At 61.5% G+C, this 12,315-nt stretch carries 10 protein-coding genes; 5 read left to right on the forward strand and 5 right to left on the reverse strand.

Features of this window, described 5'->3' with window-relative positions:
• Positions 1 to 4 precede the first annotated feature (4 nt).
• Positions 5 to 1,072, forward strand: a complete 1,068-nt coding sequence (locus NKJ76_RS03265; protein ID WP_023672671.1) for a M42 family metallopeptidase — start codon at positions 5 to 7, stop codon at positions 1,070 to 1,072.
• Between the two features lie 129 nt (positions 1,073 to 1,201).
• Here NKJ76_RS03265 and NKJ76_RS03270 read toward each other — a convergent pair whose 3' ends face one another.
• Positions 1,202 to 2,026 (reverse strand): SIR2 family NAD-dependent protein deacylase, encoded by an 825-nt coding sequence (locus NKJ76_RS03270; protein ID WP_023745098.1) that lies wholly within the window; start codon positions 2,024 to 2,026, stop codon positions 1,202 to 1,204.
• A 914-nt stretch (positions 2,027 to 2,940) separates the two neighbouring features.
• On the opposite strand from NKJ76_RS03270, the gene NKJ76_RS03275 reads away from it, so the two are divergent.
• Together NKJ76_RS03275 and NKJ76_RS03280 are read left to right on the forward strand one after the other, a co-directional pair.
• Entirely contained in the window at positions 2,941 to 3,111 is a 171-nt protein-coding gene (locus NKJ76_RS03275) for a hypothetical protein (RefSeq protein WP_023688540.1), read from the forward strand.
• Between the two features lie 39 nt (positions 3,112 to 3,150).
• Positions 3,151 to 3,648, forward strand: a complete 498-nt coding sequence (locus tag NKJ76_RS03280) for a hydrolase (protein ID WP_023730104.1) — start codon at positions 3,151 to 3,153, stop codon at positions 3,646 to 3,648.
• A 196-nt stretch (positions 3,649 to 3,844) separates the two neighbouring features.
• On the opposite strand, the gene NKJ76_RS03285 is transcribed toward NKJ76_RS03280, so the two are convergent.
• Genes NKJ76_RS03285 through cphA form a run of 3 tightly spaced genes read right to left on the reverse strand, consistent with a single transcriptional unit; the run spans position 3,845 to position 8,342 of the window.
• The gene (locus tag NKJ76_RS03285) at positions 3,845 to 4,669 is read right to left on the reverse strand and encodes a cyanophycinase (RefSeq protein WP_023688542.1); all 825 of its coding nucleotides are present in this window, start codon (positions 4,667 to 4,669) and stop codon (positions 3,845 to 3,847) included.
• Positions 4,666 to 5,565, reverse strand: coding sequence for an isoaspartyl peptidase/L-asparaginase family protein (locus tag NKJ76_RS03290; RefSeq protein WP_352536773.1), 900 nt, complete (start codon positions 5,563 to 5,565; stop codon positions 4,666 to 4,668). Before NKJ76_RS03290 ends, NKJ76_RS03285 begins: the two co-directional genes overlap by 4 nt.
• Complete coding sequence (cphA, locus tag NKJ76_RS03295; protein ID WP_352536774.1) at positions 5,565 to 8,342, reverse strand: cyanophycin synthetase; 2,778 nt, start codon at positions 8,340 to 8,342, stop codon at positions 5,565 to 5,567. The genes NKJ76_RS03290 and cphA overlap by 1 nt, the downstream gene beginning before the upstream one ends.
• Positions 8,343 to 9,000: 658 nt before the next feature.
• Between cphA and sdhD the strand changes: the two genes are divergently transcribed.
• Positions 9,001 to 9,390 (forward strand): succinate dehydrogenase, hydrophobic membrane anchor protein, encoded by a 390-nt coding sequence (gene sdhD / locus NKJ76_RS03300; RefSeq protein WP_027050929.1) that lies wholly within the window; start codon positions 9,001 to 9,003, stop codon positions 9,388 to 9,390.
• A gap of 103 nt (positions 9,391 to 9,493) precedes the next feature.
• On the opposite strand, the gene ctaD is transcribed toward sdhD, so the two are convergent.
• Entirely contained in the window at positions 9,494 to 11,152 is a 1,659-nt protein-coding gene (gene ctaD / locus NKJ76_RS03305; protein WP_023710466.1) for a cytochrome c oxidase subunit I, read from the reverse strand.
• A gap of 312 nt (positions 11,153 to 11,464) precedes the next feature.
• Between ctaD and NKJ76_RS03310 the strand changes: the two genes are divergently transcribed.
• The gene (locus NKJ76_RS03310) at positions 11,465 to 12,292 is read left to right on the forward strand and encodes a DUF2243 domain-containing protein (RefSeq protein WP_023710464.1); all 828 of its coding nucleotides are present in this window, start codon (positions 11,465 to 11,467) and stop codon (positions 12,290 to 12,292) included.
• The last annotated feature ends 23 nt before the right edge of the window (positions 12,293 to 12,315 follow it).

The following is a 12,315-nucleotide window of genomic DNA, read 5'->3' on the forward strand; positions in this document are numbered from 1 at the left end:
CTTGATGCGCGATGAATCACTCAAGTTCTTGAAGGAAATTGTGGCGACCCCGTCGCCGAGCGGCTTTGAGCAACCCGTAGCGGAGCTTTTCCGCGAGTATGTTCGTCCGTATGCCCACAGGTTGACGACGGACGTCATGGGCAATGTCACGGCGATCATCAATCCTGAGGCGTCTATGCGCTTCATGTATGCCGGGCACATGGATGAGGTCGGCTTCATCGTCCATTACATCGACGATGACGGCTTTCTTTTCTTCAGCACCATAGGTGGAACGGACGTTGCCACTGAAATCGGCCAGCGTGTCTGGGTGCACGGCAAGGAGCCGATCCTGGGCGTCGTAGGTCGCAAAGCAATCCAGACCTTCAAAGCCTCTGACACGTCTCAAACTCCCTCGCTGATGGAACTATGGATCGATATCGGCGCGAGTTCGCGAGAGGAAGCGTTGAAGGTCGTAGAGGTCGGCAGCGCGGTCACTATCCACGGCGAGTTTGCGGCGCTACAGGGCAACCTTGCTGTCGGACGAGCGTTCGACAACAAGGTTGGCCTCCTCATCGGCGCCGAGGTCCTGCGCTGCCTCTCCGAGGAGGGAGGCGTTCACCCCGGCGTGGGCCTCTATATCCTGGGTACGGTTCAAGAGGAAATTGGGTCCCGAGGCGCGATGACCTCAGCGTTCAACATCGCACCTCGAACCGGCCTCGCAATCGATATGGGCGTGGCGATGGACTATCCGCGCGCTCGCGCCGAGGATCAGGGCAAACTGGACCTTGGGAAAGGGCCGGCAATCACTCAAGGCGCGAACACCAACCCGGTGGTGTTCAATCTGCTGAAGTCGGTGGCCGAGAAAGAGGGCCTACCTTATCAGCTTCAGGCGGTGGGCAGCTCAAGCCCTACCGACGCGCGTGTCATGCAGCAGAACCGAGGCGGCGTCGCAAGTGGAGTGCTCTCCGTGCCTTTGCGTTACATGCATACCCCGTCCGAAGTTGTTTGCCTGGATGATGTGCAAACGACGATTGACCTTGTTTGTGCATATTGCCGGCAATTGACGCCGGAGATCGACTTCACGCCAAGATGATCGCGGCGGGATTGATTGTGGAAGTCCTAGCTCCAACAGTCGCTGATCTGGTGCCTGTCGGCCACCGCCTGGTGCGTCGGTCACCGCGCACCTGAGAAAACCCAACTGCAGTCCACTGGGGAGCGCGCCTCAGGTCACCCCCACCGCTTCCACCAAACGCCTGAGGAAGTCCGTCAGACCGGCTTCAGGATCATCACCTGCGCCAACGAGCACCGAAATACCCCAGCGCCCAAGCACGGCCTCCTCCACAGGGTTGCGGCTGGGCATGAAGATGAACGAAGGGGGACGATCTTTCTCATATCCAGACCGGTGCCAGGTCTGCCAAAGCCGGTGCAACAGCAGCCGGATGTTTGGATCGGAGAGGCTATAGCCAATGAACAGGATCGTGCTGCCGAGAGCATCGGAGCGAAAGCGGACATCAAGGGGAGAATTGAAGGACAGGCGGTCAAGATAGTCGGTTTCGGTGAGGACAAGGGAAGAGTCCTCGTCAAAGTCGCCGTGAAATTTCACGATGTGCGTTACGCCTCGACGGGCCTGCGCAACGTGCCGTGCGTTGGCCACTTTCACGTACTCTAGACCGTGGATTTCAAAAGCGAGTTCCAGGTTCCGGTCATAGTTCGTCGTATAGATGACGGGAAAATCGAGCGTCACGATGAGTCGGTGCAATTCCGATTTCTCAATCCGTTCCTTGGCGACAGACCAGTTTCTGTCCATCCAACTGCGAAGTGGTCCGATACTGCCATGCTTGATCCGATAGTATTCGGCCAAGGTCTGAAAACGATCGCGTCGCGTGGAAAATTCATCGTCGACGCCGAGCTCCTTTGCCATTCGCTCGATGAGTTTCTCCCAAGACGGAAGTCCGACGCTGATCGATACCCCCGCCCCCACAAACAAAATTGCGCTGCGATGACGAATTGCATTGGCGAGCGAATCTATAGGATCATCATCGTTCATGGATAGGTCCTCCGAAGCCACTCGCGTGGGCCGGACCTAAGGTGCGTGCCCCGGTGCGGGGATCGTGGACGCGGCTCCCCAATTCGAGCCAGCGTGCTCCGCCCTCATCGACGAAATCGGGTCGACCACGCACCAGCCAGCCCAGAGGGGGCGGCCCTTGCAGTCCTGCCGAGCCGCTTGCCACCCGAACCGAGGTAGCGGCCGCGAGGACACTGGCTGTGAACTGGAACCGGCGGTGTTGCGGTTTACTGGCCACGTTGATTCAGTTCTGCGCCAGCCATATTGCGCAAAACTCTGTCGAGTTTCGCATTCACCAAGAGGTTGCGCCGCTTCGCGCCGATAAAGATGGCGAGAGAGTAAATCATTGTAAGAACAGAGATCATCGTCATTCCGGCCTAAACATCAGCGGCCGGAGATGTTCCATGCGCCCGGAAATATTCCAGTGCAGGTGTTTTTAAATCGCCGAAGCTACGCGCTCAATGCGCGGTTGGTTTCGTGTCCAGGGCGGACGAATTAGCGCAAGGCGGTATTCATCCTCCCACATCGGCGGCGGACTGAAGCGAAATGCTGGTTGTGTCCCCCAGAATTGCAATGAAACGCCGATGCTTTGCATGCGGCCCGGAACAAATGCTCGCTTGCACAGTTCGAGCCATGCAGCGGTCGACCCCCGCGCTGCAAGATCGGTAGCCCGATCGCCCGCGCCGGCCCCTCCCACGGCGCGGGCTTTCGTTTGAATTCACGCTGTCGGGGTTGGAGTCGCTCCGCCGTTGTCGCGAGCCGGCTGATATACGCGCTGTCCGGGGCTCGCGGGATGCCGGCGACATCGGCATTCGCGCAGTCCGGCAGGTCAGCCGATGCACGGGAACAACGCGGCACTGTGATGGTTTGGTGGCCTCGGAAGGTGGCAGAGAACGATGGGCAAAAAGCCCAAACAGCACGCAAAATCCACGGCGGATCGCGAAAAGGCGATCGAGGCGCTCTACTTCGCGCGCAAGTGCGGCCTTACGAAGGAAGAGGCACTCAAGATGCTCAGGGAAGCCCCGATCGGGATCGATGATGAAGCCGAAGAGCGCTCCGGCATTTAGACGCGATCGCCGGTCGCGCGTCGCAGCCGGCCGCGGCGCATGATCTTCTTCACTTCCGATACGCATTTCAACGATCCGCGCATTCTGCGCCTCGACCGGCGTCCCTTCGCCTCGTTGGTCGAGCATGACCAGGCGCTGGTTGCGTTTTGGAACGAAACGGTTGGCCCGAACGACGAGGTCTGGCACCTCGGCGATTTCGCCAAGGGTCCAGCCGAGACCGTGTCTTCACTGCTGTCGTCTCTTAACGGGTCCAAGCACCTGATAATTGGCAACAATGATGGCGCTGCCACCATTGGCGACCCGGCCTGGGCGAGCGTGCACCACTATATGGAGCTTCTTGTCGAGGGCAGCTTGCTGGTTCTGTGTCACTATCCTTTTCGCACCTGGAACCAGATCGGCAAGAGATCGGTAAACCTGCACGGTCATTCGCACGGTCGTCTGAAGCCGATGACGCGCCAGCATGATGTCGGCGTCGACGCATGGGGGTATCGTCCGGTAACCTTTGCTGCCATTCAGGCCAGTCGCCGGCGGGGTTAGCCCGGCAGAACGCCGGGCGAGCGAAGGTCTCAGCTTTGCGGGATTCGAGCCGACGAGAGGCCGTCTGTAATCCTGCCGGGCCTGCAACAACGCGACAATCCTGGTTGGGCGACTTCAAATAGGAGAACTGCTTCATATATGCGGTTTTCGCGGTACGCGGACCGCGCCACACCACCAGCTTGAGTGCGGCGAAGTCTTAAGGAATCCCCACCGGCCGTCGCAGCGCGAGATCGAACCCGTCGCCTGAGCTCAGCACGTGAACCCTAAGATCATGGATGGAAAGGGCGGCATCAGGCTCACCTTCCGCGATGTTGGAATGGGTCACGCCGGCTGCATCGACCAGATAGACAGCGCCGCTGCCGATGACCTTGAACATCTCGCCCTTCACCACGATCGCGGTGTCTTCATCGATGCCGATGCCGAGGACGCGCGGGTTCTGCGACACCGCCCCGATGAGCCGCCCAATGCGGCCCCGTTCCGCAAAGTGCTGGTCGATGATGACATTCGGCAGCAGGCCCAGTCCCGGCGCCATCCGAATGTGGCCGATCCGAAAGGACGCTGCGTTCGGCCCCTTCACCATCATTGTGTCGCTCATGACCGACGCGCCCGCGGAGGTGCCGGCAATGACGCCTCCGGCTTCATAGATTTCGTGCACCCGCTCGTCGATGGGCGTGTCGCCTATCTGGCTGGTGATGCGGAGCTGGTCGCCGCCGGAGAAGAACACCGCGCTCACGTCTGCAAGCGCACTTATTTTCTTTTCATGAGCTGCCTCGAGGCGGTCGTTGACGTAGAGCTCGATGACATCCTTGATGCCCAGCTCACCGAAGGACCTCTGATACTTCTCGAGATAGCCATCCGGCTCATGAGACGCGATGGTGGCAAGCACCAGGCGGCCGTTCGGAACCAGGCTCGCCACCTCCTTCAAGATGACACGATCGCCATCATGGTCCTCGTGGCCGCCGATGATGACGAGCGTTCCGGCTTTACCGTTCGAGGATCGTTTTTTCTTCTTGTCGGTCATTTGCCCACGTCTTTCTTGCGCAGGAAAACGTGCGGGTGGTTGTCCTCGCTGGTCATGAAAGCGACTGCGAACTCCCTGCTGTTATGCGCCCATCCAGACACGCCGGTCGCGGTAAGCACTATGGCTCCGGCTTCGCCGCCGATCGCCTCGACTTCCTTGAGCGCGGGATTCAGCACCTGCTCCAGGCCGCCTTCAGCCTGCCCCGAGGACAATGCCTGCCGCGCCGAGAGTGCCTGCATGACACGGGCCGCGAGAGCCTTTCGCGCAATATGCTCACCATCTCCCGAGAAGGCGACGGCTCCCAACCGGTTGTCGGCATAGTAGCCGCAACCGGGTTGCGGAGAATCCCCCACACGACCCGGAGCACTGCCGTCCAGTCCGCCGGTCGAAGTGCCGACGGCGATGTCCCCGTACTGATCCAGGGCAACCACACCGATCGTATCCTTCGCCTCCGACTTGCTGGAGGCGTCGCGCTGCTGCGGCGTGATCAAATCCGCCGGATCGCAAAGCTCCAGCTGCTTCTCGGCGGCGAAACGCCGGGCCCCCTCCGACGCCAGCAGGATCGGCTCCTCATGCAGCATGGCCTTCGCGACACTGATTGGATGGCGCACGCCCTTGATCACTGCGACGGCACCCACATTGAAGTCCCTGCCCTCCATCAGGCCAGCGCACATCTCGACCTCGCCGTCCGAATTGAGGGCACTTCCATATCCCGCATTGAACGTCGGGTTCGCCTCGAGGATGCGACCGGCCGCTTCCACCGCATCGACCGCCGTTCCGCCGCCGGCCAGGACGGCCCGACCTGCCTCGAGCGCCTCGATGCATCCGTTGCGATGCGCCTCCTCCTCTTGCGGATCGATCTTCTTGGCGCCGCCGTGCAGGATCAGCGACCACATCAGCCAGCCCTCAGATGGCGAATATGGGTCTGATCGGGCCCTCCCCTCGAAGGCGTCGCGCCTCCGAAGCCGGTTACCTGCCGCCACACGGCTTCAACGTCGTCGACGGTCAGCACGACAAGGTCGTTTTCCCGTGCAAGCCTGAGACACACGTCGACGGCCTCCTTCTCGGGACAGACGGCGTGAATGCGGCCTGGGGCGCAGCCGGCGTTCAAGGCACCTTCCCGCAGCAAGCCGGCGATCGCTCCGGGGGCTCGGCCGCGCAGCTCCTGCTCATCCTCCTTGAAGACGATGACGTCGAATATCCGCGAAGCGATCGCGCCCATCTCGCGTATATCACAATCGCGGCGGTCACCGGGTATGGCGACCAAGCCGATCGTGCGCTGATAGCCGCGCCTCATGTGGGAAACGAGCTTTCCGAGCGCCTTCAGCCCTTCCGGATTGTGCGCATAGTCGACGATCGTGCGGAAACCATGCCCGTCGAAGACGTTGAGGCGACCGGGAGATTGCTCGAACGAGGTGCCAAACTCGGCCAGCGCCGCCCGGATCGTTGCCGCCGGAACGTCGTGGCAATGCGCCATGGCGACGGCTGCCAGGCTGTTGGCAACGTTGAATTCGGCAGAACCCTCGAAGGTCGCGGGAATTTCGTCGACGCTCATCAGGAACATCGATTCCCCATCCTCGTGGATGAAAATGTCCCAGCCGTCGCTGCTGGGCTCCCGCGTCACGGCGCGGCCGCCTTCCGCCAGGTGGCTGCGCAAGAAATCGGGCCACTCGCTCCTGCTCGCCAGCGAGAAGTAGCAGATCCTGCCGCCGGCATCTCGCGACATTGCGGACGTATGGACGTCGTCGGCATTGAGAATGCTCCATCCCCCGCGGCGGACGGACTCGACCACGACCGATTTCACCTCCGCCAGGTCCTCGATCGTGTCGATGCCCCTCAGCCCGAGATGATCGCCGTGGACGTTCAGAACGGCGCCAACATCGCATGCATCGAAGGCAAGCCCTTCGCGCAGGATGCCGCCGCGCGCACATTCCAGCACCGCGACATCGACACCCGGCTCGCGCAGCACGATCCTGGCGCTCTGCGGACCGGAGCAGTCCCCTGTCATGATCCGCTCGCCGTTCAAGTAGACGCCGGTGGTGGAGGTGAGCCCGACGGTTGCCCCATTCGCCTGCAGGATGTGCGCCAGCATCCGGGCAGTGGTCGACTTGCCGTTGGTTCCCGTGATCGCGAAGATCGGAATCCGGCCGTCCTTGCCGCCTTTGAAGAGAAGATCGAGCACGGGCCGTGCGACGTTGCGGGCGCGCCCCGACGAGGGTTCGAGATGCATGCGAAAGCCAGGACCGGCATTCACCTCTATGATGCCGCCGCCGGTTTCGCTCACCGGCCGTGAGATGTCGGGACAGACGAAGTCGATCCCGGCAATGTCGAGACCGACGATCTGTGCCGCCCGCCTGGCGATCAGCGCGTTTTCGGGATGGATTTCTTCCGTCCGGTCGATCGCGGTCCCACCGGTGGAGAGATTGGCGGTGGGCCGCAAGAGCACCATTTGGCCCGGCGCTGGAACGCTCGCCAGGGCGAGCTGCGATTTTGACAGGAAATGCTCGACGCATTCGTCGATTTCGATGCGGGTCAATGCCGAGGAATGGCCCTCTCCCCTCCGCGGGTCGCGGTTCGTCTCCTCGACGAGCTCGGCGACAGAACTCCGGCCATCGCCGACCACATGGGCCGGAACCCTCTCGGCAAGCGCCACCACCTTTCCGCCGATTACCAGGATCCTGTGATCCGAGCCGACGAAATGCTGCTCGACGATAACGCTGCGGCTGTGTTCTCGCGCCTGTTCGAAACCCCAGCGGACGTCGTCTTCTGTTGCCAGACCGATGTTGACGCCGCTTCCATGATTGCCATCGAGTGGTTTGGTGACCACGGGGTAGCCCAGCCGTGCGGCTGCCGCGACCGCGTCCTGCGCCGATCGCACCAGCTCCCCGCGTGGCACCGGCAGGCCGGCCTGTTGCAGCAGGAATTTGGTCAGGTCCTTATCCGAGGCGATCTCGGTCGCAATCTCGGAAGTGAGGTCACTGCAACTGGCGCGGATGCGCTTCTGATGCTTTCCGTGACCAAACAGCACGAGGCTGCTGTCGTCGATCCGCGCCGCCGGAATGCCTCGCCTCTCGGCCTCGCGCACCAAGGAAGCAGTCGTAGGCCCCAAGGCACGCTCGGCGGCCAGAAGCTTGAGCTGCTGCAGCCTGGCTGCGAACTCGAATGGCCCCTGCGTTTCCGCAATGTCGCCGAGCCCCTCGACACCATGCAGATTGGCCGGCAGCAGGCTGTCCACCAGTTCGAGCGCGACGCGCCCGGCGAGCAGCCCGACAAGCTCGTCCTTGTAGGCGAACATGACATTATAAGTGCCCGGACTGCCTTTGACCGACCGTGTCTTTCCTCGTGTCACCCGGTGACCGAGCATGCTCTGCAGTTCCAGGGCGACATGCTCGACGACGTGGCCGAGCCAGGTTCCTTCCTGCATGCGGCGGACGAAGCCGCCGGCGGCGCCATAGCTGCAGCCATGGCCCGCAAGGCCGGGCAACAGTCGGACGATTTGTTCGGAAAACCCGGGCAGTTTGTCTGTCGGGAACGCCTCAAGGGCTCCGAGGTCGATCCGAATCTGGACCATTGGCGTCATGCTATAGAGGTGCGGCCCGCGAAACACGCGGGCGTCCACGACGCGGATAGGGCGAAAACGCGAGGCGCCCCGATGAATTTCTTTGTCCGACATAGTCCGTTTCTCCTGACTAACTCCGCAACATACGGAGGATCGGTTAGTTCCCGGCCTTTCAGCCCAAATATTTTTGCAGGAGAGAGAAACAAAAGTGGCCGATAACATATGTTGGCCCAAGAACACCCTCTGGTCATCTCGGCCACGTGCGGTCGCTGTTCTGAGGGGCTACTTATCTCTCGGGACGAGGCGGGCCAGGCGTTCGCTCGTTTTCACAAGCATTCGCCGGGCACATCGCGGCCGTTGAGCTAGTGCCCGGCTTTAGCTCATGGCGACCCATTGTGCGGGTCCAGCACTGAGGCATTAATCTTCAGCACGCCTTCGGCACCCGGGAACATTTCCAGACGCGTCAGGTTTGGAACCATCCTTGCACCGGAACTACAGCCATGCAGAGTCGAAAATCGGTGAAGGCCGCGCTCGTCAAGGAGATCGACGCGGTCCGCCTTCGTATCTCGCTGCTTGAAAGCGAGCTATGCAGAGATGGCAGACCCAGGCAAATTGGATGGCGTTCAGGATACGAACTGAACGCCCACAAAGCCCGCCTTGCTCGACTGGAGACCGTGCTTGCCCACTATCCGTCGGCACCGACGGCCCGGGCATCGAAACAGCAACAGCTTGAGTTGCCCGCAAGTCAACCAAGTAATTTTGGGGAAACGCCATGGCTGACAGACCCTCAATCAGAACTCCGCTAGCTCGAGTGCGGGGCCTTGGATCGGCGAAACACGGAACCGAAACGTTCATGCTGGAGCGGCTGACATCTGCTGCCCTGTTGATCCTTGTCATTTACATCGTCGCGGTCGTTATAATGCTGGTCGGTGAGCCTCGAGACGCCGTCCTCAGCGTCGTAGGATCGATCTATGTCGCGCCAGCCCTTATTGGCTTCATTCTCGTAAGCTGCGTTCACATGCGGCTTGGAATGCAATCGATCATCGAAGATTACTGCCATGCCACCGTGCTCAAATCGCTTCTTCTGATCGCCAATTGGTTATTCTGCTGGGCAGTCGCGCTCGCAAGCTTGTTCGCTGTGCTGTTAATCAGCTTCAGATAGCGATCCGGTTCTCAGCTGCAGCCAACGTCTGCCACCGGCAGGCTGAAGTTCGCCTCAGCGGCGAACCGGGCTGGCTTGCGCACAGGAGTTCGACAACCCGGCCTCATCTGATTTGCGGCAGCCTGTCCCATTGATGGAAAGGGGGTGGAGAGGTCAGCTCCCACTCCAATGTGGTAGCTCCTGGCCCCCATGGGTTCATGCCGGCGGCTCTTTGCCGGTAGAAAGCTTCCAAGATGCCGAAGAGGAAAATCACGACACTCGCGGCCGACAGGTACGATCCATACGAGGACACCATGTTCCAGCCGGCGAATGCGTCGGGATAGTCGACATAGCGACGCGGCATGCCCGCCAATCCAAGGAAGTGATGGGGGAAGAAGACGAGGTTCACGCCGACGAAGGTCGTCCAGAAATGGACCCCAGCCAGAAGCGGGTTGTAGAGATATCCCGTCATTTTCGGAAACCAGTAATACCAGCCCGCGAAGATGCCGAAGATCGCTCCCAGTGAAAGTATGTAGTGGAAATGCGCGACGACGAAGTATGTGTCGTGCAGTTCACGGTCGAGGCCGGCATTTGCGAGTTGAACGCCCGTCACCCCGCCTACGGTGAACAGGAATATGAAGCCGAGGGCCCAGAGCATCGGCGTCCGCAGGCCGACCGAGCCGCCCCACATGGTTGCAATCCAGGAGAACACTTTTATCCCGGTCGGCACTGCGATCACCATCGTGGCGAAGGTGAAGTAGCGCTGCGTGTCGAGGCCTATCCCGCTGGTGTACATATGGTGGGCCCAGACGACGAAGCCGATCACCCCGATCGCCACGATTGCGTAGACCATCCCGAGATACCCGAAGATCGGCTTTCGCGAGAAGGTCGAGATCACCTGGCTGACGATGCCGAACGCCGGCAGGATCATGATGTAGACTTCCGGGTGGCCGAAGAACCAGAAGAGATGCTGGTACAGCAGCGGGTCGCCTCCGCCGTCCGGCGCGAAGAACGTGGTTCCGAAATTGCGATCAGTCAGGAGCATGGTGATGGCGCCGGCCAGCACCGGCAGAGCCAGCAGCAGCAGGAAGGCGGTGATGAGGATCGACCACACAAACAGGGGCATCTTGTGCAGGGTCATCCCCGGCGCGCGCATGTTGAAGATGGTGGTGATGAAGTTGATGGCTCCCAGGATCGAGGAGGCGCCCGCAATGTGCAGAGACAGGATGACCAGATCCACGGCGGGACCGGGATGGCCGGAGGTCGACAGCGGCGGGTACAGGAACCAGCCGGTCCCAGGGCCATAGCCGCCGGGGACGCTGGGCATGAAGATCGACAATAAAAGCAACATCAATGCCGGCGGCAGCAGCCAGAACGAGATGTTGTTCATGCGCGGGAAGGCCATGTCGGGGGCGCCGATCATGATCGGAACCATCCAGTTGGCGAAGCCGCCGATCAGGGCGGGCATCACAGTGTAGAAGATCATGATCAGCGCGTGGGCCGTGGTGAAGACGTTGTAAAGCTGCTTGCCGGCGTCGATCGCCGCGTCGCCCTGGTAACCGTAGATCATCGACGCCAGTCCGGGGAAAAACTGGATCCCGGGTTGCTGCAGCTCGATTCGCATGCTCACCGACAAGAGCATGCCGATCACCCCCGCGATGAAAGCGAAGACCAGATAGAGTGTGCCGATGTCCTTGTGGTTGGTCGAAAACAGCCATCGGGTGATGCCGCTCGGCTGATGGCCGTCGAGACCGCCCGGATCTGCCGCCGTATATTCGTTCATGACCTTCTCCGCTTGAGCCGTCCGTCGCCAGCATCGAACCGTGCTGGAACTTGATTGTTCCCTCCACCGAACCGACAGCCAGGAACATTCCACGGAAGCCGCTGTTAGGTTCCGCGCGGCCGACCCTGCGCGGCTGAGGATCGACGTCCATGCTGGCGATAATTGCTGCGACACTGGTTCTGACGACGGTGGTTGGTGGGCTGATATCCGCCTTCTGGCTCGAGGCGCGTCATGGTCTCCATGACCCCATGCCGCCGGACATGTCGGTGCGCAGGCAACTGAACGCCCCGGCCTGGAGCCGGTGGTCCTGACATGGACGCGATCACCGCGACACTCGACCCGAGAACGCGAGCCGGCTGGCTGCTGCTCGGCTTCGCGCTCGGCGGTTTCTTCGACGGCATCGTCCTGCATCAGATCCTGCAATGGCATCATCTTCTCTCGGGCGTCGCCGATCCGGTGGGTTCCGACCTGCGCTTCCAGATCATGGCCGACGGCCTCTTCCATCTTTGCATGTATGTGCTCGCCGTCGCCGGCACGGTGCTGCTGGTGGCCGCGAGGGCGGCCGGCGCGCGGCCCGGGACCACCACGGAGATCCTGCGGCTCGCCTTCGCCGGGTTCGGCGTCTGGCATGTCGTCGATGCCGTCGTGTTTCACTGGCTGCTGGGTCTGCACCGGATCAAGATGAACAGCGACTTGCCGCTCGCCTGGGATATTGCGTGGCTGGTCATCTTCGGCATCGTGCCGCTTGTGTTGGTGCTGGTGCTGCCCAACCGCGGCGGACCGGCACGCGGTGCTTCGGCAGCGCTGACCAGCATCGTCCTGCTTGCGGGACTGGCAGCCGGCGCCGGCCCGTTCTTCAACGGCGCCGCCAATTCCATCATCGTCTTTCGGGCCGGGATGGAACCGGCGGCGATGATGCGGGCCGTTGAAGTCGCCGACGCCCATCTCAAATGGGTCGACGCCAGCGGCACCATCTGGGCGGTCGACCGCGTCTCATGGCGCGGGTTGGTAGCTCTTCACGCGCGCGGCGCCCTTGTGGTCAGCACGACGCCTGTCATTGCCGGATGCCTTGCCTGGACCGATGCCGCCGGAGTGAGCAGTAGCTCCAGCCAGCAGCGAGGCACTCCTGCCAGGCTATGACTTCCGGACAGGGATAGGGGAGT

It is taken from the genome of Mesorhizobium sp. M0029, assembly GCF_040323735.1.
Lineage (GTDB): Bacteria > Pseudomonadota > Alphaproteobacteria > Rhizobiales > Rhizobiaceae > Mesorhizobium.